The 22,433-nt window shown below is 65.8% G+C and carries 20 protein-coding genes; 13 read left to right on the forward strand and 7 right to left on the reverse strand.

The window, feature by feature from the left end; all coding sequences use genetic code 11:
- Positions 1-665: 665 nt before the first annotated feature.
- The 3 genes from HV742_RS15285 to mpl form a co-directional block, all read right to left on the reverse strand.
- Positions 666-2,573: a ribonuclease catalytic domain-containing protein gene (locus HV742_RS15285; protein WP_054416249.1), complete on the reverse strand. Its 1,908-nt coding sequence runs from the start codon at positions 2,571-2,573 to the stop codon at positions 666-668.
- Positions 2,574-2,644: 71 nt separating this feature from the next.
- A complete protein-coding gene (locus HV742_RS15290; RefSeq protein WP_059269255.1) occupies positions 2,645-3,247 on the reverse strand; it encodes a YqiA/YcfP family alpha/beta fold hydrolase in 603 nt (200 codons plus the stop codon).
- Positions 3,248-3,292: 45 nt separating this feature from the next.
- The gene (gene mpl / locus HV742_RS15295; protein ID WP_175145849.1) at positions 3,293-4,663 is read right to left on the reverse strand and encodes a UDP-N-acetylmuramate:L-alanyl-gamma-D-glutamyl-meso-diaminopimelate ligase; all 1,371 of its coding nucleotides are present in this window, start codon (positions 4,661-4,663) and stop codon (positions 3,293-3,295) included.
- 98 nt (positions 4,664-4,761) lie between these two features.
- On the opposite strand from mpl, the gene HV742_RS15300 reads away from it, so the two are divergent.
- From HV742_RS15300 to HV742_RS15360, 13 genes are all read left to right on the forward strand, one after another.
- Positions 4,762-5,292 carry a TlpA family protein disulfide reductase gene (locus HV742_RS15300; protein ID WP_059269257.1) on the forward strand — a complete coding sequence of 177 codons (531 nt, stop codon included), beginning with the start codon at positions 4,762-4,764 and terminating at the stop codon, positions 5,290-5,292.
- 89 nt (positions 5,293-5,381) lie between these two features.
- The gene (gene aroQ, locus HV742_RS15305; protein ID WP_049071124.1) at positions 5,382-5,816 is read left to right on the forward strand and encodes a type II 3-dehydroquinate dehydratase; all 435 of its coding nucleotides are present in this window, start codon (positions 5,382-5,384) and stop codon (positions 5,814-5,816) included.
- An 88-nt stretch (positions 5,817-5,904) separates the two neighbouring features.
- On the forward strand, positions 5,905-6,366 hold the full coding sequence (gene accB / locus HV742_RS15310; protein WP_049071125.1) for an acetyl-CoA carboxylase biotin carboxyl carrier protein: 462 nt from the start codon (positions 5,905-5,907) through the stop codon (positions 6,364-6,366).
- A 9-nt stretch (positions 6,367-6,375) separates the two neighbouring features.
- Entirely contained in the window at positions 6,376-7,722 is a 1,347-nt protein-coding gene (accC, locus tag HV742_RS15315) for an acetyl-CoA carboxylase biotin carboxylase subunit (RefSeq protein WP_006388604.1), read from the forward strand.
- 101 nt (positions 7,723-7,823) lie between these two features.
- On the forward strand, positions 7,824-8,750 hold the full coding sequence (gene prmA, locus HV742_RS15320) for a 50S ribosomal protein L11 methyltransferase (protein ID WP_049071128.1): 927 nt from the start codon (positions 7,824-7,826) through the stop codon (positions 8,748-8,750).
- Between the two features lie 23 nt (positions 8,751-8,773).
- Complete coding sequence (locus tag HV742_RS15325; RefSeq protein ID WP_175145850.1) at positions 8,774-10,186, forward strand: DUF3426 domain-containing protein; 1,413 nt, start codon at positions 8,774-8,776, stop codon at positions 10,184-10,186.
- A gap of 12 nt (positions 10,187-10,198) precedes the next feature.
- Positions 10,199-11,140: a carbohydrate kinase family protein gene (locus HV742_RS15330; RefSeq protein WP_049071131.1), complete on the forward strand. Its 942-nt coding sequence runs from the start codon at positions 10,199-10,201 to the stop codon at positions 11,138-11,140.
- A gap of 220 nt (positions 11,141-11,360) precedes the next feature.
- Positions 11,361-11,864: an outer membrane lipoprotein gene (locus HV742_RS15335; protein ID WP_063583338.1), complete on the forward strand. Its 504-nt coding sequence runs from the start codon at positions 11,361-11,363 to the stop codon at positions 11,862-11,864.
- Between the two features lie 416 nt (positions 11,865-12,280).
- Entirely contained in the window at positions 12,281-12,520 is a 240-nt protein-coding gene (locus HV742_RS15340; RefSeq protein WP_006388609.1) for an acyl carrier protein, read from the forward strand.
- A complete protein-coding gene (locus tag HV742_RS15345; RefSeq protein ID WP_049071136.1) occupies positions 12,498-13,676 on the forward strand; it encodes a D-alanyl-lipoteichoic acid biosynthesis protein DltD in 1,179 nt (392 codons plus the stop codon). The genes HV742_RS15340 and HV742_RS15345 overlap by 23 nt, the downstream gene beginning before the upstream one ends.
- Entirely contained in the window at positions 13,673-13,879 is a 207-nt protein-coding gene (locus HV742_RS15350; RefSeq protein WP_175145844.1) for a hypothetical protein, read from the forward strand. The genes HV742_RS15345 and HV742_RS15350 overlap by 4 nt, the downstream gene beginning before the upstream one ends.
- A 7-nt stretch (positions 13,880-13,886) precedes the next feature.
- Complete coding sequence (locus HV742_RS15355; protein ID WP_054416258.1) at positions 13,887-15,014, forward strand: MBOAT family O-acyltransferase; 1,128 nt, start codon at positions 13,887-13,889, stop codon at positions 15,012-15,014.
- Between the two features lie 16 nt (positions 15,015-15,030).
- The gene (locus HV742_RS15360; RefSeq protein ID WP_049071140.1) at positions 15,031-16,473 is read left to right on the forward strand and encodes a D-alanine--poly(phosphoribitol) ligase; all 1,443 of its coding nucleotides are present in this window, start codon (positions 15,031-15,033) and stop codon (positions 16,471-16,473) included.
- 77 nt (positions 16,474-16,550) lie between these two features.
- Here HV742_RS15360 and HV742_RS15365 read toward each other — a convergent pair whose 3' ends face one another.
- The 4 genes from HV742_RS15365 to HV742_RS15380 form a co-directional block, all read right to left on the reverse strand.
- Entirely contained in the window at positions 16,551-17,111 is a 561-nt protein-coding gene (locus HV742_RS15365) for a YggT family protein (protein WP_049071142.1), read from the reverse strand.
- Between the two features lie 169 nt (positions 17,112-17,280).
- Positions 17,281-17,898, reverse strand: a complete 618-nt coding sequence (locus tag HV742_RS15370) for a histone H1-like DNA-binding protein (RefSeq protein WP_175145851.1) — start codon at positions 17,896-17,898, stop codon at positions 17,281-17,283.
- 345 nt (positions 17,899-18,243) lie between these two features.
- A complete protein-coding gene (locus tag HV742_RS15375; protein WP_175145852.1) occupies positions 18,244-19,443 on the reverse strand; it encodes a ribonucleotide-diphosphate reductase subunit beta in 1,200 nt (399 codons plus the stop codon).
- A gap of 20 nt (positions 19,444-19,463) precedes the next feature.
- Positions 19,464-22,394, reverse strand: coding sequence for a ribonucleoside-diphosphate reductase subunit alpha (locus HV742_RS15380; protein ID WP_068952273.1), 2,931 nt, complete (start codon positions 22,392-22,394; stop codon positions 19,464-19,466).
- Positions 22,395-22,433 lie beyond the last annotated feature (39 nt).

The following is a 22,433-nucleotide window of genomic DNA, read 5'->3' on the forward strand; positions in this document are numbered from 1 at the left end:
TTGGCATTTGGGGAGAGGTCGGGCGAGATGCGGAGGAATCGGAGAGGCAATGCCGGCGGTACTACGTTTGGAAGAATCCGGGATGCATCGGGCGTTGTCTTCCGTGGAAAGGATCCGCGATGCATCGGGCGTTCTTCTCCCGTGGAAGGATCCGCGATGCATCGCCAGACCTCTTCCCCATCAGCCGTTCTTCCCCAGTATCAGGCGCGCGCCAAGCCCGTCACGCGCAAGCTACCCTCCATCGCGCGCCGCCACTCTCTTCCCCCCCGACTGGACGGCACCTCAAGCAAGCAACCCGCCACCCGCGCGCAGCGTCAACACGCCAAGCCAAGACACCGCGTAAGTTGCGGGCGGCCGCCCGCGCGGCCACCCGCAACGGGCATCAGCAATCTCGTGAAGCTTTCTCGCTCTTGCAGCGCCACAGGCCAAGAAAAACGTAGCTCGTCTGGCAGGCGGCCCGGGCGGCGGGCAACCTCGATGCGCCCGACGGAATCCGAAGGCAGCCGCCGGCAGGCGGCAACGAGGATGAAAAAGGGGAAGTCCGGAGCGAACGCTCCGGACCGCAATCGTGGGCGCCCGCCGCCCGGGCCGCCTGCCAGACGGGCGGCCTAAGAAAGCGCCCCTGCCGCCAGCAGAAACAACCCAGCGACAAGCCAAATGCCGCCTCAGGCAGCAGCCTCTTCAGCCGCCGGCCCCACCTGCCCCACATACCGGCAATCCAGCTCCAGCGACAACTCATCCATCCCCAGGATCTCCACCTCCACCGCCGTCCCGCGCTCCAGCTCGGGCATCCCCCCGATGCGGGTCACGAGCGGGCAGTTGGCGAAGCGCACCAGGTCTTCGCGCAGCACGTGGGCCACCGTGCGGGTGATGTTGTGCTGCTTGAGCCAGCGCAGGCACCAGTAGCGCTCCATCGCGCTCTGGAACTCGGCCCAGGCCGCGTACTGCGCGTCGAACGCGCCGATGATCGCGAACAGATCCGCGTCGCGCGGCTTGAAGGGAGCCACCAGGCGCGCCGAGACGCCGTGCTCGACCGCGGCGATCAACTGCCACTGGTTCACCAGGTCGACGTAGCGGCGCAGCGGCGACGTGCTCCAGGCGTACTGCGGCACGCCGATGGCCTCGTGCGGCAGCGCCTGCGTGCTCATGCGCACGCGGCCGGCCTGTTGCGAGCGGTAGATGCCGGGCACGCCGTGCTGGTTCAGCAGGCCGCCCCACAGGTTATTGGCCAGGATCATGTACTCGGCCACCATCCGGTCCAGCGGCGCGTTGCGCTGGCGCGGCACCAGGCGCACCGGGGTGTCGGGATCGTCGGGGTCGCCGTCCAGGTAGAAGCTGTACTCCACCCGCGAATTGTTCTCGGGCTTGCCGCGCACGTTTTCGCGCTGCGCCGACAGCGCCTGCGCCAGCTTCCACAGCGGGCGCAGCCAGTGGCCGTAGGGCAGGTCAGTGGAAGTGTCGTTCAGGCTCTCTTCGGTGACCTGGGCGTCGAGCATGTTGTGGCGCAGGTTCTCGCGCACCACCACGCGCTCCAGGCGCGTGTCGGATTCGATAACCTCGCCGGTTTCCGGATTGGCCGTCACGTACAGCGACAGCACCGGCACCTCGCGGCCGGCGTCCAGCGAGAATGCCTTGATGACGTTGTCGGGCTGCATCGGGATCTTGTCGCCCGGCATGTAGACGGTCGACAGGCGCGCGCGCGCCAGCTTGTCGAACTCGCTGTCGCGCGTCACGGTCAGGCCGGGCGCGGCCACGTGGATGCCCACGCGCAGGTTGCCGTCGGGCAGGGTGGAGACCGACAGCGCGTCGTCGATTTCGGTGGTGGTGACGTCGTCGACCGAATAGATTTCGGCGTCCGACAGCGGCAGGTCGCGGTCGATCGGCGGCAGTTCCAACTCGGGGAAGGCCAGGCCACGGGGGAAGTTCACCGCCAGGAAGCGGCGCTTGTGCAGCGCCAGCGCGTGCGGCCAGGCGCCCAATTCCAGCAGCAGGCGGTCGGGGCTCTTGCCGAGCCTGGCGCAGGCGGCGTCCAGCGCCTTCCATTGCTGCGAATTCTTGTCGGGCCGGATCAGCAGCGATTCGGCCACCTGGGCGATGGGCTCGGGCAGGCGGCCGGCGGCCATCTCGTCCACCCATTCCTGTTGCTGCTCGGCCTGGCGCTGTTTCTTTTCGAGCGCGGCCAGGGCGGCGGCCAGGATGTCGGGCGGGGCGGGGCGGTAGCTGCCCTTGCCGCGGCGGTGGAAATAGGCGGGCGCGCCGTGCAGGCGCATCAGCAGCGCAGCCTGTTCCACCGGGGTGGGGGCGTGACCGAAGTAGTCGGCCGCCAGCGCGGGCGAATCGAATTCTTCCTGGGGCGCGCATTCCCACAGGAATTGCAGATCCAGGGTTTCGGCCAGCGCCGCCGCCTGGGCCATCAGCGCGGCCGGTTCGGGCGCGGCGAAATTGAACAGCGTGTTGGCGCGCTTGATCTTGCTGCGCTTGCCCGACTCCGACTCCACCTGCAGGCTGGCGTCGGTTTCGGACAGGATATGGCCGGCCTTGAAGCTGCCGTCGTCTTCGTAAAACACATACATGGTGAGGGTCGTCCTGGGCGGCGCGCACGCGCCGCCTTGCGCAGCTATATATAAGCGTGTTGATGTCAGAGTTATCGGGGGCCGTCCGGGGCGGCGCCAAGGGCGAATTCCAGCACCTCGGGCATCCAGTCGGCGAAATCGGACAGGCCGTGGTCGCTGCCCTGCACGATACGCTGGCGGCAACCCGCGTAGCGATCGCGCATTTCGCGCCAGTCCAGCACCTCGTCGCCCGTCGCCGCCACCAGGAAATACCGTTCCGGCTGGGTGACGCGGCCGACGTGCAAAGCGGCCAGTTCCGCCACATATTCCGGCAGGAACTGGAACGGAGTGTCGGAATGATACATGCGGTGCTCGCCCACCTGGGTCGCCAGATCGCGCGCGGCCTCGACCGCGGGGTTGAGCAGCACCGCCTTGCAGCCGAGCTGTTCGGCCAGCCAGGTGGCGTAGAAACCGCCCAGCGACGAGCCGATCACGGTCAGCGCGCGCGGGTTGGCGGCGCCGGCCAGCTGCCGGCGGGCGATACCCAGCGCCAGGTCAATGGCCTCGCGCGGGCTGGCCGGCAGTTGCGGGCAGGCCCAATCGCGTTCCAGGCCGCGGGCGGCCATGGCGTCGGCCATCATGCGGGCCTTGAACGAGGTCGGCGAGGAACGAAAGCCGTGCAGGTAAAGGATCATTTCGCGCCTTTCCGGTCTGTCAGCCTGGATCGCGGGCGGCCGGCCTCAGCCGCGCGTCTCCAGGGCGGCCAGCAGCTTGCCATGGATGCCGCCGAAGCCGCCGTTGCTCATCACCAGCACCTGGTCGCCCGGTCGGGCAGCCTGGGTCACGGCGGCCACCAGGGCGTCGATATCATCGTAACTGGAAGCGCGCTCGCCCAGGGGCGCCAGCACCTCGGCCGGATTCCAGCCCAGGGCATGCTTGCCGGCGCGGGCGCCAAAGCAGAACACCAGGTCGGCGTCGCGTAGCGAATCCGGCAGGCGCGCCGCCATGGCGCCCAGCTTCATGGTGTTCGAGCGCGGCTCCAGCACCGCCAGGATGCGCGCCGCGCCAACTTGGCGCCGCAGGCCTTCCAGGGTGGTGGCGATGGCGGTGGGGTGATGGGCGAAATCGTCGTAGACCTTGACGCCATTGACCGTGCCGCGCAGTTCCATGCGGCGCTTCACGCCACCGAAACGGCTCAAGGCCTCGACGCCCTCGGCGGCCGGCACGCCGGCGTGGTCGGCGGCGGCCAGCGCCGCCAGCGCATTCATGCGGTTGTGCTCGCCGCCCAGCGACCAGCGCACCGTGCCCACGGCGATGCCTTCGCGCCACACCTCGAAGGCGCCGTCGGCGTCGGGCGCGCCAGCACGCCAGGCGCCATCGGCGCCGAACGTGACGGTTTCAGACCAGCATCCGCGCGCAATCACGCGGTCCAGCGCGTCGGAGTGCGTCGGGCGGATGATGCGGCCCGATCCCGGAATGGTGCGCACCAGGTGATGAAATTGGGTTTCGATGGCGGCCAGATCGGGGAAGATGTCGGCGTGATCGTATTCCAGGTTATTCAGGATGGCGGTGCGGGGGCGGTACTGCAGAAACTTCGAACGCTTGTCGAAGAACGCGGTGTCGTATTCGTCCGCCTCGATCACGAAGGGGCGCCGCGCCGGGTCGTAGCGCGCCGACACCTGCAGGTCCGTGGCCACGCCGCCGATCAGGAAGTTGGGCGCCAGGCCCGCGGCCTCCAGGATCCAGGCCAGCATCGAACTGGTGGTGGTCTTGCCATGGGTGCCGGCCACCGCCAGCACGTGGGCCCCGGGCAGGATGTTATCGCCCAGCCATTGCGGCCCTGACACGTAGCGGGCGCCCGACTCCAGGATGGCTTCCATCAGGGGATTGCCACGGCTGACGACGTTGCCGATCACGTACAGGTCCGGCTTGAGGGCCATCTGCTCGGGGCCGAAGCCCTCGATCAGCTCGATTCCCTGTTCGGATAGCTGGGTGCTCATGGGCGGGTAGACGCCCGCGTCGCAACCGGTGACCTTGTGGCCGGCGGCGCGCGCGATCAGCGCCAGCCCGCCCATGAACGTACCGCAGATGCCAAGAATGTGCAGGTGCATTGAAAACTCTCCTGTCCTGCATTGTATATATAGGCGGCCGTCATGCCGGCGCGCCGGTGGTTGCGGCGCAAACCGGCCGCAGCGGTTATGATCGCGCCATGAATCGACGCCTACTCCTTTCCGCCGCCGTGGCCGTTGCCGCCACGGTCGCGGGTGGCTACACCCTGCTGGGCCGCAACAAGCCCCAGCCCGCGGCGCCCGCCGCCGAGGATCCCGTCGCCGCCCTGATGCAATTGCAGCTGCCTGACCTGAACGGCGCGACCCAGTCGCTGGCCGCCTGGAAGGGCCAGCCCATCGTGGTCAATTTCTGGGCGACCTGGTGCGCGCCCTGCGTCAAGGAAATGCCCGAACTCGACGCGTTGCAGAAAAAATATCCGCAAATCAAGTTTGTCGGTATCGGCGTGGATTCCGCCGCCAACATGCAAAAATTTGTCGAGAAAGTACAGGTTTCCTATCCGCTCTGGGTCATTGGCGCCGGAGCCATCGATACGCTTCGCAAGCTCGGAAATCCCAGTGGAGGTCTGCCATTTACCATTGTTTTCAATGCAGATGGCAGCATTAACCGGAAGATACTGGGTGAAATCCAGCCTGACGACCTGAATCAAACGCTCTCCGGTTTGAAGGCGTAAGTCTGTTGGACAAATAGTAGGAATTGGCGTAAAAAGCTGGTTTATCGGCTGTTTTGCCAACAATTGGCAATCCACTCATTGGCAAGCGCATGGCGCAAAACATACTGGTATTGCATGGCCCGAATCTGAACCTGCTCGGCACCCGGGAACCTCACATCTACGGCAGCCTCACGCTGTCCCAGATCAACGAGGGCCTGGAGCGGCTGGCCGGTGAATTGGGCGCCACGCTGACCGCGTGGCAAGGCAATCATGAAGGCGCGCTGGTTGACCGCATTCAGGCGGCCCGGCAAGACGGCACCGATTTCATCATCATCAACGCGGCGGCATATACGCACACCAGCGTCGCGATTCGCGATGCGCTGGCCGGGGTCGCGATCCCATTTATTGAAGTACATTTGTCCAACCTGTATAAGCGAGAGCCCTTCAGGCATCACTCATACCTGTCCGACTTGGCGGTAGGCCTCATCAGCGGCCTGGGCGCGGATGGCTACGAAGCGGCTCTGCGTTACGCAGTGCGGCACTGATCTCGCACCAACTCTCAGCTTTTACATCTTATATGGCGCGGACCCGACGACCGGGACGTTGCCGACACTATCTCGGGAAGCAGCTTCTATGGACCTTCGAAAACTCAAAACCCTGATCGACCTGGTGGCTGAATCGGGCATCGCCGAGCTGGAAATCACCGAAGGCGAAGGCAAGGTTCGCATCGTCAAATTCTCGCAGACCCTGCAGCCGGTGGCCTATCACCAGCCGGAAGCCGGTGTCGCCGTCGCCCCGGCGGCGCCCGCGGCCCCCGCCGCGCCCGCCGCGCCCGCGGCCGAGGCCGCCCCGGTGATCCAGGGCCACGTGGTCAAGGCGCCCATGGTCGGCACCTTCTACCGTTCGCCGAACCCGGGCGCCGCGCCGTTCATCGATGTGGGCGCCACGGTCAAGGAAGGCGATCCGCTGTGCATCATTGAAGCCATGAAGCTGCTCAATGAAATCGAAGCCGACAAGTCCGGCGTCATCAAAGAAATCCTGGTCGAAAACGGCGAGCCCGTCGAGTACGGTCAACCCCTGTTCGTCATTGGCTGATAGCTGAAAATGTTCGAAAAAATCCTGATCGCCAACCGGGGCGAAATCGCCCTGCGCATTCAGCGCGCCTGCCGCGAGCTGGGCATCAAGACCGTGGTGGTGCACTCCGAGGCCGACCGCGAAGCCAAGTACGTGCGTCTGGCCGACGAATCCGTGTGCATCGGGCCTGCGCCGTCGCGTGAAAGCTACCTCAACATGCCGGCCATCATTTCGGCGGCCGAAGTCACGGATTCCGAGGCAATCCACCCGGGTTACGGGTTCTTGTCCGAAAATGCCGACTTCGCCGATCGCGTCGAAAAGAGCGGCTTCGTGTTCATCGGCCCGCGTCCCGACACCATCCGCCTGATGGGCGACAAGGTCAGTGCCAAGCGCGCCATGATCGAAGCCGGCGTGCCGGTGGTGCCCGGTTCCGAAGGCGCGTTGCCCGACGATCCGCAGGAAATCATCCGCGTTGCGCGCGAAGTCGGCTATCCGGTCATCATCAAGGCCGCTGGCGGCGGCGGTGGCCGTGGCATGCGCGTGGTGTACACCGAGGCCGCGCTGTTGAACGCCGTCACCATGACGCGTTCGGAAGCGGGCGCCGCGTTCAACAACCCGGAAGTCTATATGGAGAAGTTCCTCGAGAACCCGCGCCATGTGGAAATCCAGGTGCTGGCCGACGGCGGTCGCAACGCCGTGTGGCTGGGCGAGCGGGATTGCTCCATGCAGCGCCGCCACCAGAAGGTCATCGAGGAAGCGCCGGCCCCCGGCATCGCGCGCCGCCTGATCGAGCGCATCGGCGACCGCTGCGCCGACGCCTGCCGCAAGATGGGCTACCGTGGCGCCGGCACGTTCGAGTTCCTGTATGAAAACGGCGAGTTCTATTTCATCGAAATGAACACCCGCATCCAGGTCGAACACCCGGTCACCGAGCTGATCACCGGCGTCGACCTGGTGCAGCAGCAGATCCTGATCGCCGCCGGCGAGAAGTTCACGCTGCGCCAGCGCGACATCACCTTCAAGGGCCACGCGATCGAGTGCCGCATCAACGCCGAGGACCCGTTCCGCTTCGTGCCCAGCCCTGGCCGCATCACCAACTGGCACACGCCGGGCGGTCCGGGCGTGCGTATCGATTCGCACGCGTTCAACGGCTATTTCGTGCCGCCGAACTATGATTCGATGATCGCCAAGGTCATCACCTACGGCGACACGCGCGACCAGGCCCTGGCGCGCATGCGCACCGCGCTGTCGGAAATGGTGGTGGAAGGCATTTCCACCAACATCCCGCTGCATCGCGAACTGCTGCAGGATGCCCGCTTCGTCGAAGGCGGCACCAGCATCCACTATCTGGAAAACAAGCTGGCCCAGCGTCCCTGACCAGCGCATAGCAGGGGGCCTTGGCCCCCTTTTTACTGCCTTAACCGGCTGACCGGGCCGCGGCGCATGCCGCGGCCCGTTGGCCAGATGGAAGAATCATCATGCGTGAACTCGTGCTCCACTGCCAGGAGGCCCAGGCCGAAGCGTTGTCCGACGCGCTGCTGGAAGCGGGCGTGCTGTCGGTGTCCGTTGAGGACGCCGACCTGGGCACCGACGACGAGCGCCCGCTGTTCGGCGAGCCGGGCACCGAGCCCGACGTGCAGGCCTGGGAACGCAACCGCGTCGTGGCCCTGCTGCCGGACGGAGCCGATCCCGCGCAGATCATGGAAGAAGCCGCCGCCGCGGGCGAGCTGGACCCGGCGCTGTTTGCCGGCTGGAGTCTGCGCGACGTGCCCGACGCCGACTGGGTGCGCCTGACGCAATCGCAGTTCGGGCCCATCCACATCGCCGAACGCCTCTGGATCGTGCCCAGCTGGCACCGCGACAGCCCGGACGTGCCGGGCCTGGAAGCGGCAGCGGCCGAGGACGGCGCCATCCATATCGAACTCGATCCAGGCCTGGCCTTTGGCACCGGCAGCCATCCGACCACGCACCTGTGCCTGGCCTGGCTGGAGGCTGAATTGCCCAAGGGCGCGACCCTGCTGGACTACGGCTGCGGCTCGGGCATCCTGGCCATCGCCGCGCGCAAGCTGGGCGCCGGTCCGACCCAGGCGGTCGACATCGACGCCCAGGCGGTGCAGAGCACCGTCTTCAACGCCGAGGTCAACCACGTCGAACTGCAGGCCATGTTGCCCGACGGCCTGGCCGACGGCACCTTCGAAGTGGTGGTGGCCAACATCCTGTCCAACCCGTTGAAGGTGCTGGCCCCGATGCTGGCCGGCCGCGTGGCCGCCGGCGGCCACCTGGTGCTGTCCGGCGTGCTGGAGCGGCAGGCCGAGGAAGTCGCCGCGGCCTACGCGCCCTGGATCGCCATGTCGGTCTGGCGCGCCCGCGACGGCTGGGTCTGCCTGCACGGCCAGAAGGCCTGAGTCCGTTTTCACCGGATCGCGCCATGGCCCTGACCACCCGCTGCCCCCAATGCGGCACGTCATTCAAGGTGGTGCCCGACCAGCTTCGGGTCCGCAACGGCCTGGTGCGCTGCGGCGCCTGCGCCACCGTATTCGACGGCCGCGCCTGCCTGCTGCCCGAGCGGGATGCCGGCATGCCGGCCACGGGCGCCAACCCGACCGTTCCCGCCGCGAACACGCCGCCCGCGCCCGTCGCGCCGCATACGATCGCCGCGCCGGTCCTGGGGACGCCGCCGGCGCCGCCCGTCGACGACGAGGCGCCGCCGCCGGTGCGCCGTCCCTCCATCGAGCCGCGCTCGGTCGCGCCCTGGGACGACCTGCCCGCTGCGCCCGCCTCGCCGGGCGTTTACCCGGGAGCCATCGGCGCGTCCCCGCCCTCCGCTCCGTCTGTCGCGCCGAGCGATGAACCGTCGCCTCGGCCTCCCGCGCCCGCCGTGCCGCCTGCCGTGCTGCGCGGCCGCGACGACATCCGCCGCCGCATCGAACCCGACGCCGCGCTGGCGGAAGAGGGCGACGATGATGAAGACGAAAACGAAGACCTGGATCGCTACGACGACGAGCCGCGCCTGGGCCATGCGCCGCGCTGGCCGGAGCCGGTGGCGCCGCGCGACGGACCCATCGTGGCGGTACGCGACAGCGCGAGCCGCGAGGCGCCGCGCCCTGTCCGGCCCGCCGAACCGGTATTCGTGGTGCGCAACGACGCGCGCCCCACGCCGCCCGGCGATGAGGATGACGATGACATCGACCAGCGCCATCACGACGACGAGGACGCCGACGACCGGCGCGGCCTCGACGACGCCGCCGAACCGATCCTGGGAGACACGCGCACGCGCTATTCCAGCGCCACGGATGTCGGCCGCGCCCCGCCCGAGTTCCTCGATGAGGACCGCCAGCAACGCCGCGGCCTGCTGCGCAAGGTCTGGGGCTATGCCTGCCTGATCGGCCTGCTCGCGCTGGGCCTGCAACTGCTGTACGTGTACCGCATCGACATCGCCAATTCGGTGCCGGTGCTGCGCCCGGCACTCGAAGCCGCCTGCAAACCGCTGGGCTGCACGGTGGGCTATGCGCGCCGCCTGGAACGCATTGCCATTTCCTCATCGTCGCTGCAGCCGCCCACGGGCGCGGCCGCCATCGACGACGGCCGCACCCGGCTGGTGTTGAACCTGGTGCTGCGCAACCGCTACGACAAACCGCAGCATTGGCCGGCCTTGGTGCTGGACCTGACTGATTTGTCGGATACCGTGGTGGTGCGCCGCGTGCTGATGCCCGAGAATTACCTGACGCCCGAGCAGTTGCGCGGCCCCTTCGGGCCGGCGGGCGAACTGAAGATTTCCGTGCCGATTGAAGTGACGCGTGTTCAAGTCAACGGCTACCAACTCGACAAATTCTTTCCCTGAAGGATGACATTCATGGCGACCCCTGTCCTGGTCTGCGGTTCGATGGCGTTCGACACCATCGCGGTGTTCGAAGGCCGCTTCAAGGAGCACATCCTGGCCGACCGCATCCAATCCCTGAGCGTGTCGTTCCTGGTGCCCAGCATGCGCAAGGAATACGGCGGCTGCTCGGGCAACATCGCCTACAACATGAACCTTCTGGGCGGCAAGCCGGTGCCCGTGGCCACCGTGGGCGAGGACGCCGGCGAATACCTGGAGCGCCTGACCGGCCTGGGCATCGACGTCAGCCGCGTCAAGGTGGTGCCGGGCACGTTCACCGCGCAATGCTTCATCACCACCGACCTGGACGACAACCAGATCACCGCCTTCCACCCGGGCGCCATGTCGTTCTCGGCCAGCAACGACCTGAGCGATGCCAAGGCCAGCTGGGGCATCGTCGCTCCGGACGCCAAGGAAGGCATGTTCGCCCACGCCGAACGCCTGCACCGCAGTGGCATCCCCTTCATCTTCGACCTGGGCCAGGCCATGCCGCTGTTCGACGGCGCCGACCTTGAACGCATGCTCGGCCTGGCGCAGGCCCTGACGGTCAACGACTACGAAGCCGGGGTGGTCGAGCAGCGCACGGGCCGCAGCATGGCGGACATCGCCACCGGACTGCGGGCCGTGGTCGTCACCCGCGGCGCCGAAGGCGCCACGCTGCTGACCGAAGGCAAGAGCATCCAGATCGAACCGGTGCGCGCCACGCAGGTGGTCGATCCCACCGGTTGCGGCGATGCCCAGCGCGGCGGCCTGCTGTACGGCCTGACCAGCGGCTGGAACTGGGAAGACAGCTGCCGCCTGGGCAACGTCATGGGCGCCATCAAGATCGCCTCGCGCGGCCCGCAGAACCACGCCCCGTCGCGCGCCGAGATCGACGCCGTGCTGCACGCCACCTACGGCATCCATCTGCCGGCCTGATCCCGCTCCGGATTGGCGGGCTGGCCTCGCGGGGAACCCGGGCGCGTCGACACGGTCAAACAGCCGGAAAAAACAGGCCGCGGCGGCACACCGCCGCAGCCGTTTCGCAAACGGGTTTTCCGCCCGTGGCGGTGCGTTTCAGTGTGTTGCACGTTAGGCTACCGTCCCCGTTGGGCGGAGTATGATCAGATCGTCGGCTGTGCCCGATCGAGGAGTCCAAATGAACCAAAGCAAAACCTTTTCCTTGTTGACGCCGCGTACCGGTCGGTGGGTGGCCGTGGCTGCCATCGTGACCTCGATGGCTGTCCTGGGCGGTTGCGCCAATCGCAGCGCGTCCAGCGGTGTGTATAGCTATGATCAAGCCCAGCGCGAGCAGATCGTTCGCACGGGCACCGTGACGGGGGTGCGTCCCATCGTCATCCAGAACGACAGGTCCAGCGGCGTCGGCATGCTGGCGGGTGGCGCGCTGGGCGGCGTGGCCGGCAACGCCGTCGGCGGCGGCACGGGCCGCACCATTGCCACCGTGGGCGGCGCCATCCTGGGCGCCCTGGCGGGCAACGCCGTGGAAAACCAGGTGGGCAAGAATTCCGGCTACGAAATCACGGTGCGCCTGGACAACGGCGAAACCCGCGTCGTGGCGCAGGAAGCCGATGTGCCGATCAGCGTCGGCCAGCGCGTGCAGGTCATCAGCGGCTCCGGCCCGACCCGCGTCACGCCGATGTAATCCGCTGACTGCTCCAGCCAGCGAAAAGCCCGCGCGAGCGGGCTTTTTTTCGTCCGGCGGCGCGCCAGCGGCGGGCGAGCCGGCATCACACAGGGCGGGGGAGACGGGCCTCCGCCGCCCGGAATCTGTCGTTCCGCCGCAACGCGGCACCCGGGATTTACCCGCAGGCGTTACCTTTACCAGCTATTTATAGCGATTTGGTCTGTAAGTTTCATGGCGATTCGACGTTCGTAGTGCCATGATTGCACCCGTGAACGAAGTCGCCGCGCGAAATTGATGTAACCAACTGCATCGGCGCCTCGCTCTGGAAGACTGGAATTGTCAGTCGACTTTCAGCTGTTTTCTATATACTCGCCGTCCAGAAACTCGGGGCGGGGATGATTTTGCCGACGAGGCAATGTAACGCCGTACTAGCTATGCATACCGAGCAAGAACTCCACACCAAGATCGGCGCGATCGTCGAGTCGATCGTCATGAAGAAAGTCACTCCCGATACCCAACTGATTGCCACCGGCCTGGTCGATTCGCTCGCCGCGGTGGACATCACGCTGGCGGTCGAGGCTGAGTACGGCTGCAGCATCCCGGCTCCCGAGATCGCCGAGCATCTGCAGTCGGTACGCACGCTCGCCGGCTATGTCGCTGCCAATCTTTCGTAATTCCCGCCTGCTGTCCCACGTCGCGGCCGCCACCACGGCGGTGGCGGTGGCGTATGGGGCGTACTGTGGCGCCGATGATGTGCTGTCGCGCGTCGTCAGCCCGGTTTCGACCGTGGCGGCGTCCAGCAGCAACTATCTGCCGAACCTGGGGCCGGACTGGGGGACTCAGCACGTCAACCTGACCCGCCTGGGCAATGCGCTCAGCGACGGCACCCTGGTGGTGTTGGGCTCTTCCGAGTTGTCCAGCCACGACCTGCGCTTCGTGCCCTATCGCTTCTTCCCCGAAGAACTGAAAGTGCCGACGCTGGCCTACGGCCACGCGATGTTCCAGTCGTACGGCATCGTCAGCGTGCTGGAATCGGTCGCGGATTCCCTGACCCCCAACACACGCCTGGTGATCATGGTGTCGCCGGCCTGGTTCGCCTCGGGCGGCCAACTGCCGCGCAGTGCGTTCGCCGAACACGTCACCGGACCTGTCTGGGATCGCCTCTGGGACAAACCCAACACGCGCGAACAGATGCAGAACTGGATCAGCGACAACGCCAACTGGGGGCTGCTCTGGCTGATCGCCAATGGCCAGGTCGCCGAGCTCAAGGACAAGCTGTCGCTGTGGTGGAACGCGCGCAAGGAACCCGCGCCCGATCGTCCGCGCAGCAAGCTGTCGGTGCCCGCGCATCGTTTCGTGACGTGGCCGTCGTCGGCGAAGCTCAACGCTGGCCAGTGGTCGCGCCTGACGCACGAGGCGCGCGAAGTCGAGCACCAACTGGGGGGCAACAACCCCTATGACGTGCGCGACGACTACTACAAGCAGTACCTGGCCCCGCTGTACTCGCCGGCGCGCAACGAGTTCGCCGACGTCGACCCGCTCACCCGCACCGAGCTGGGCGACCTGTCGCGTGTCATGGCCTTGCTGCAACGGCGCAAGGTCAAGGCCTACTTCGTGATCCAGCCGTTCAATCCCAAGCTCATCCTGGATGTCGAGCGCTTCGATCCGGTGGTGGCCGCCATTACCGGTATGTGCCAGCGCTACCAGATGGGGTGCCTGGACATGTACAGCATTCCCTTCGAACCGGGCATGGTGCGTGACGACATGCATCTGGCCGAGCTCGGTTGGGCGATGGCGGACCAAGGCATTGCGGAGTATTTTTCCCGATGAAACTCTTTCAGAAAGACGATGCGGCGCAGGACGACGCCGGCCAGGCCCCGGACGCGCGCAAGTCGGCCAAGGCCTGGGGACGCCGCTTCTTCTGGCATCTTTGCCTGTATATCGGGGTGATCCTGGTGTTCGTGCTGCAGGCGCAGCCCACCACGGGTAGCGGCGGACCTATCAAGGTCGAATTCCAATATCAACAGTTCTGACCGCAGCATGGAATTGTTCGCAAGTTTGAGCTTTTTCGGCGGCGCCCTGTTCGGCGGCCTGGGGCTGTTGGCATACCGTTCTTTCGGCATGCCGCTGCGCATCGGCTATCGCCACATCATCGGCGTGATCTGCCTGGGCGTGTGGATGGCGGTGTTCTGGGCGCGTCCCTACCAGCCCATCGCGTTGCTGGCCATCTCGGGCAGCGCGCTGTGGGCCATGCGCCGCAACTACATCCCGACCTGGCTGGCCGTGGTCATCACCATGACGCCGCTGCTGCTGGTCAAGACCGGCGTCTCGCACCTGGGCGCGATGCTGGGCCTGTCGTTCGCCACCTTCCGCGCCATCGACGTGCTGCTGTTCGCGCCGCGCAACGAGCGCGTGTCGCCGCTGGACTACTTCATCTACCTGTTCTTCCCGCTGACGCTGCTGGCCGGCCCGATGTACCGCTGGCGCAGTTTCCAGGCCGACCTCAAGCGCGGCTACGAAGGCGTCAACCTGAACACCTGGCTGACCGGCCTGGAACTGATCATGCTGGGCGTGATCCAGAAGTTCGGCCTGGCCGAACTGATCTGGCGCTACGGCCTGTCGACCCTGGACGCGCACGACTACTCGTTCACCGGCGTGGCGCTGAACGCCTCGCTCTACAGCGCCTACCTGTTCTTCGATTTCGCCGGCTATTCCACCATGGCCATCGGCATCGGCATGTTGTTCGGCTTCACCTTGCCGATCAACTTCCGCAACCCGCTGGCGACGCTCAATCCGCAGGACTTCTGGCGCCGTTGGCACATCAGCCTGTCCGAATGGCTGCGCGACGTGGTGTTCATGCCGATCTACAAGGCGCTGAGCAAGACCGCGTTCTTCGCGCGTCACCGGATGGCGGCGCAGAACATCGGCATCTTCGCCACGCTGCTGGCGATGGGCGTGTGGAACGGGCTGTCGTTGCACTACATCGTCAGCGGCCTGATGTTCGGCGCGTACTCGGTGGGCCATAACCTGCTGATCAACGCGGCGCGCACCCGGCCGGCGCTGCAGGCCACGCTGGCGCGGCCCGTCATGCGTTTCCTCGGACGCGTGCTCACCCTGATCCTGGCTGCCCTGGCGCTCTACGTGTTCAGCGGTCGCAGCCCCATCTGATGCCCGGAGTTTCGGCATGCGTTTCGACCTGAAGACTTTCCAGTTCGTTGATTCCGCGCGCGCGCCCGACGCGCTCGCGGTGGTCGGCGCCGACCGCAGCCTGACCTGGGCGCAACTGCGCGACGAGGCCATGGCGTGGGCCGACGAGGCGCGTGCGCACGGCGCGGCGCCGGACGTGCCGGTGGCCATCTATGGCCATAAAGAGGCCTCGTTCTTCGTCGCCATGGTCGGCGCGCTGCTGATCGGCGCGCCGTTCGTGCCCGTCGACACCATCTACCCGCCGGAACGCCTGCGCCGCATCGTCGAGATCGTGCGCGCCGCCGCCGTCTACGACGCCGCGGCCCGGGGCTTCGAGCCGGGCGAGGGCGCCGAACTGGCCGAGCGCGGCCTGGCTTACGTCATGTTCACCTCCGGCAGCACCGGCGATCCCAAGGGCGTGCAGATTGGCCGCGAAAGCGTCGGCCTGCTGGGCGACTGGATGCTGGGCAGCTTCGGCCTGGGCGATGCGCCGGTGTTCATGAACCAGGCGCCTTTCAGCTTCGACCTGTCGATGTACGAGGTGTTCGCCACGCTGGCCGCCGGCGGCACCTGCGTGCTGAACTCGCGCGAGCAGATCGGCGCGGCCGCGACCTGGATGAGCCGGCTGGCGCGGCACGGCGTAACCGTGTGGGTGTCGACGCCGTCGTTCGCGCACCAGCAGCTGGCCAACCGCGATTTCTCGCCGGCCACGCTGCCGACGCTGCGCACCTTCCTGTTCTGCGGCGAGCCCCTGCCGGCGGCGTTGGCGAAAAAGCTGCGCCAGCGTTTCCCGGACGCGGTGATCCTGAACACCTATGGCCCGACCGAGGCCACCGTCGCCACCACCTGGATCGCCATCACCGATGCGGTGCTGGCGGCGCATGATCCGCTGCCGGTCGGCCACGCCAAGCCCGATTGCGAGCTGCGCATCCAGGAGGGCGAGATCTGCATCATCGGCGATCACGTCATGCGGGGCTACCTGAACCGCCCGGATCTGAACGAGGCCAAGCTGTTCGTGACCGAGGATGGCCGCCGCGGTTTTCGCACCGGCGACCTGGGTGAACTGGGCGCGGACGGGCTGCTGTTCTGCCGCGGTCGCATGGACGACCAGATCAAGCTGAACGGTTATCGCATCGAACTGGCCGAGATTGACGAGGCCCTGCACGGGTTGCCGGGCGTGGAGGGCGGCGCCTGCGCGGTGCTGCGCCGGCCGGATGGCACGGCGGTGCGCCTGATCGGCTTTGTCGCCGGACTGGCGCAGGCGGATGCCAGCCTGCTTGAGCTCGATGCGCTATCGGGATGGAAGGAGCGGCTGGGCCAGCGCCTGCCGCCCTACATGGTGCCGTCCGAGCTGGTTTCGTGCGCGGCGCTGCCGATGTCGAACAACCACAAGATCGATCGCAAGAAGCTGCTCGACATCTACGCCGCGATTCCGGCGTAAGGGATGGGGCAGGCGCGCGCCGCGACCGCCGCGCCATGGAAACGGCCCGGGCAAGGCTTGCCGGGCCGTCGTCGTTTTCAGACGCCCATCAGGCCGTAGCTCAGGCGGGCAAGGACCATCAACAGCACCTGGGCCACGATCAGCAGCACCAGCGGCGAGAAGTCGATCGAGGTGCGCGGCAGCAGCCGGCGGATGGGATCGAGCATGGGCGCGGTCAGCGCCTGCAGCAGCGGCATCATCGGCGCCATCGGATTGACCCACGACAGCACCGCCTGGATCAGCGTCAGCCACACCACCAGGTTCAGCGCCCACTTGAGCGCCATCAGCAGCGCCGACAGCATGGCCGAGGGCAGCAGCACGGCGGGGATCAGGGCGCCGATGGCGACCAGCCAGATCAGCACCAGGTACACCAGCGCGGCCAGCCAGGTGGCCACCAGGCTGGTCCAGTCGATCTTGTTGCCCGCCGGAATGATCTTGCGCAGCGGCAGCACCAGCCAGTTGGTGGCCTGGTAGATGACGCGCGCCAGCGGATTGAACGGATGCAACCGGATCGCGTGCATCCAGGCGCGGGCGATCAGGGCGGCGCCGAACAGCGTGAACGCGATTTCGAGCAGGAAGCGGAGGATTTCACCGAGCATGGACGCGATCTACCTAATGAAGACAACATTTATTGTCTCACGCCAAGGCGTCAACGGCGCTGTCCGGATGGCCGCGGCGAAATGAGATTGACGCGGCTGGCGCCCGAATAAAAACCGCCTGGCCAGGGCCAGGCGGTTTGAGGTACTGCTACCGTTATGACCGGTCCGATTACGGACGGCCACCCGTCGGGAACGGCCACGACGCGGCGGGGTTCAGCGCGGTCTTCGCGCCCGGGGCAGCGGCCGTGGACGGCGGCGTGGCGGGCTTCTTCGGAGCGGCTTTCTTCGCAGCGGGCTTCTTGGCAGCGGCGGGCTTGGCAGCCGGCTTGGCAGCGGGCTTCTTGGCGGCCGGGGCCTTCTTGGCTACGACCTTCTTGGCAACCGCCTTCTTGGCCGGGGCCTTCTTGGCAACCGCCTTCTTGGCGACGGCCTTCTTGGCAACCGCCTTCTTGGCGGCGACCTTCTTGGCTACCGCTTTCTTGGCGACGGCCTTCTTGGCAACCGCTTTCTTGGCGACGACCTTCTTGGCCGCTGCCTTCTTGGCTACCGGCTTCTTGGCCGCGACTTTCTTGGCGACGGCCTTCTTGGCTACCGCTTTCTTCGCGACCTTCTTGGCGGCCGGCTTCTTGGCGGCAACCTTCTTCACCGCCGGCTTCTTGGCGGCGACCTTCTTGACAGCTACCTTCTTGACGGCAGCTTTCTTGGCCGGGGCGGCCTTCTTCGCTACTGCCTTCTTGGCGGCGGGCTTCTTCACCGCTTTCTTTACGGCTTTCTTGGCTGTTGCCATGGTCATGCTCCTTAGGTTCAGGGGTCCCAGAACTTAAACCCGTGCCCCGATCCGCCAACAAGGCGAACCGTGCCCGGGCTATTCATCGGCGCATGCCGCTGTTCTGTGCGAGCAACAGCTACTACGGTTTGCGCTAATGAATTCGGCACAGCCATTTGATATGGCCCCCGCTCCTTTGGCGCGAGCCATTTCAAATGGCGCCGGTGGGCAGTCTGATCACAGACCGCCTACCGCTTGTTCTACGTGTTCGAAAACACCCTGACCTGGGAGATCACCCTCAAGGCCTGGCGCGAACGCAACGCTCTTGCAAGAGCGTGCCCGCGCCGGGCCCGAAGGCGAACTGCGTTACTCCCAGCTCAGCGTGCCACCGGTTTGGTATTCGATCACGCGAGTTTCAAAAAAGTTGCGTTCCTTCTTAAGATCGATCATTTCCGCCATCCACGGGAAGGGATTCTCTTCCTGCGGGTACAGCGGTTCGATACCGATTTGCTGGCAACGACGGTTGGCGATGAAGCGCAGGTAGGATTTGAACATGGGAGCGTTCAAGCCCAACACGCCACGCGGCATCGTGTCTTCGGCGTAAGCGTATTCGAGTTCGACCGCTTTGCGGAAGAGTTCTCGAATTTCTTCGCGGAATTCCGGCGTCCACAGATGCGGATTTTCCAGTTTGACGGTGTTGATCAGGTCGATGCCGAAATTGCAGTGCATGGATTCATCGCGCAGGATGTACATGTACTGCTCGGCGGCGCCGGTCATCTTGTTCTGGCGACCCAGCGCCAGGATCTGCGTGAAGCCAACGTAGAAGAACAGGCCTTCCATCAGGCAAGCGAAGACGATCAGCGACTTCAGCAGCGTCTGGTCGGCTTCGGGCGTGCCCGTCTTGAAGTTGGGGTCCGCGATCGCGTCGATGAACGGAATCAGGAACTCGTCCTTGGCGCGGATGGACGGCACTTCGTTGTAAGCGTTGAAGATCTCCGCTTCGTCCAGGTCCAGGCTTTCGACGATGTATTGATAGGCGTGCGTGTGGATGGCTTCCTCGAACGCCTGGCGCAGCAGGAACTGGCGGCATTCGGGCGCCGTGATGTGGCGGTAGGTGCCCAGCACGATGTTGTTCGCGGCCAGCGAGTCGGCCGTGACGAAGAAACCCAGGTTGCGCTTGACGATGCGGCGCTCGTCCTCGGTGAGCCCGTTCGGGTTCTTCCAGAGGGCGATGTCGCGCGACATGTTGATTTCTTGCGGCATCCAGTGGTTCGCGCACGTGGCCAGGTATTTCTCCCATGCCCACTTGTACTTGAACGGCACCAGCTGGTTGACGTCGGTCTGGCCGTTGATGATGCGCTTGTCGGCAACCTTCACGCGTTGCGAGGTGGCGCTGCCGCTGGCCGCCAGACCGGCCGCATGCTGCGGCGCGGCTGGGGTCGGCATGGCGGTGTCACCGAACACGCCGGTCGCCGCCCGGACTTCGGGCACAGCCTGCCCGCCCGCCGCGGGCGCGGGGGCTTGTGCAGGTTGCGTGGCGAGGGTGTCGTCTTCCCAATTAATCATGATTCATTCTCCGGAGGCGGTTATTGGCAGGCTTCGCACTCTTCGAAGCCGGGGTCGCCCGGCCGCATGGTGCAAACCGCCCCGAGAACTTCGGGTTCCGGCAAAACAGGTGCAGCGGACACGGGGGCCGCGGTGGACTGGCCACCGGCGCTGACGGCGTTCAGTTCGCCGCCGCGTCCCGTCGACTTCTCGGCGCTGGTGGCGCCAAGGGTACGCAGGTAATAGGTCGTCTTCAGGCCACGCTTCCAGGCCAGCTTGTAGGTGTCGTCCAGCTTCTTGCCGGAGGCGCCGGCCATGTAGATGTTCAGCGACTGGGCTTGGTCGATCCACTTCTGGCGACGCGAGGCGCATTCCACCAGCCAGCTCGGTTCGACTTCGAACGCGGTGGCGTAGAGTTCGCGGAGTTCGGAAGGTACGCGATCGATGCGGGACAGGCTGCCGTCGAAGTACTTGAGGTCGGCGACCATGACTTCGTCCCAGAGACCGAGTTTCTTCAGGTCACGCACGAGGTAATCGTTAACGACCGTGAACTCGCCGGAGAGATTCGATTTGACGTACAAGTTCTGGAAAGTGGGTTCGATGCACGCAGATACACCAATGATATTGGAAATAGTCGCGGTTGGGGCGATTGCGATGCAATTGGAGTTGCGCATGCCATGTTGTTTGATGCGCGCGCGCAACGCATCCCAATCGAGCGTGCTCGATTCATCGACCTCGACATGACCACCGCGTTCGTCACGCAGCATCTTCAACGTGTCTTGCGGCAGGATGCCACGCGACCACAGCGAGCCTTCGTACGATTGATAGCGGCCACGTTCTTCGGCCAGCAGGCTCGAGGCCCAGTAGGCGTGATAGCACACCGCTTCCATCGAACGATCGGCGAATTCGACGGCGGCTTGCGATGCGTACGGCACGCGCATCATCTGCAGGCAGTCCTGGAAACCCATGATGCCCATGCCCACCGGACGATGGCGCGCGTTGGAGTTGCGGGCCTTGTCGACGGCGTAATAGTTGATGTCGATGACGTTGTCGAGCATGCGCATGGCGATGCTGACGGTGCGCTTGATCTTCTCGTGGTCGAGTTCGAAACCGCCGCCGGCGGCCGGCTTCATGTGCGCGACCAGGTTCACCGAACCCAGGTTGCAAACCGCGATTTCCGATTCGTTGGTGTTCAGCGTGATCTCGGTGCACAGGTTCGAGCTGTGGACCACACCGACGTGCTGCTGCGGCGAACGGATGTTGCACGGATCCTTGAACGTGATCCACGGGTGGCCGGTTTCGAACAGCATCGACAGCATCTTGCGCCACAGGGTCAGCGCCGGCATCTTCTTGAATAGCTTCAGGTCGCCGCTGGCGACGCGCGCTTCATAGCCGACGTAGGCTTCTTCGAAGGCCTTGCCGTACTTGTCGTGCAGGTCGGGGCAGTCGGACGGCGAGAACAGGGTCCATTCGCCGCCTTCCATGACGCGCTTCATGAACAGGTCGGGAATCCAGTTCGCCGTGTTCATGTCGTGGGTGCGACGGCGCTCGTCGCCGGTGTTCTTGCGCAGTTCGAGGAATTCCTCGATGTCCAGGTGCCACGATTCCAGGTAGGTGCAGACCGCGCCCTTGCGCTTGCCGCCCTGGTTCACCGCCACGGCGGTGTCGTTGACGACCTTCAGGAACGGGACCACGCCCTGGCTTTCGCCGTTGGTGCCCTTGATGTGGCTGCGCAGCGCGCGCACCGGGGTCCAGTCGTTGCCCAGGCCGCCGGCGTACTTGGCCAGCAGCGCGTTTTCCTTGATGGCGTCGTAGATGCCTTCCAGGTCGTCGGAGACGGTGGTCAGGTAGCACGACGACAGTTGCGAGTGCAGGGTGCCCGAGTTGAACAGCGTCGGGGTCGAGCTCATGAAGTCGAACGACGACAGGATTTCGTAGAACTCGATGGCGCGGGCTTCGCGGTCGGTCTCGCGCAGCGCCAGGCCCATGGCCACGCGCATGAAGAACACCTGCGGCAGTTCGATGCGGGTGCCGCGGATGTGCAGGAAGTAGCGGTCGTACAGGGTCTGCAGGCCGAGGTAGCCGAACTGCAGGTCGCGCTTGGCGTTCAGGGCCTTGCCCAGCTTGGTCAGGTCATAGCTGGCCAGGTCGGGCGACAGCAGGCCGCCTTCGATGCCGCGGGCGATGAAGGTGGGGAAGTACTCGGCGTAGCGGGCGGCCATGCCGTCCTGCGAGACTTCCTCGCCCAGCACTTCCTTGCGGATCGTGTGCAGCAGCAGGCGGGCGGTGACCTGGCTGTAGGCCGGGTCCTTCTCGACCAGCGCGCGCGCCGACAGGATGGCGGACTTGAACACTTCATCGACGGGGATGCCGTCGTACAGGTTCTTGACCGTTTCCTTCAGGATGGCTTCGGAGTCGATGAATTCGGCCAGGCCTTCACCGGCGGCGACGATGGTGGCGCGCAGTTCGGCGATGTCCAGCGGACGGCGGACACCCGCGTCCGTGACGTGCAGCACGTTTTCCTGCGGCGTCGTGTCGGCCTTCTGCTGGCCTTCGGCGGCCGCGGCGGCGGCGCGTTCCTGCGTGCGCTTTTCGCGATAGAGCACATAGGCGCGGGCGACGTCATGCTGGCCCGAGCGCATCAGGGCCAGTTCGACCTGGTCCTGCACGTCTTCGATATGGAAGGTGCCGCCGCCCGGGCGGTTGCGCACCAGCGCGTTGACGGCCTGGGTCGTCAGCTGTTCAACCAGCTCGCGCACGCGGGCCGAGGCCGCGCCCTGGCCGCCGTTCACGGCCAGGAAGGCCTTGGTCATGGCGATGGCTATCTTGCCGGGTTCGAACCCGACCACCGAGCCATTGCGGCGGATGATGTTGTAGCTGGCCCATTGCCCGCCGTTGGCGTCGGCCGGGGAATCGGTTTGAGAGGGCGGCACGGCCGAGGGCCGGGTCACAGAGGCGATCGTAGTCTGCATGGAAGCTCCTGTGCGAAAAGCGCGTAGATAGCGACATGA

This window comes from Achromobacter ruhlandii (genome assembly GCF_902859695.1).
Classification (GTDB): Bacteria; Pseudomonadota; Gammaproteobacteria; order Burkholderiales; family Burkholderiaceae_B; genus Achromobacter; species Achromobacter ruhlandii.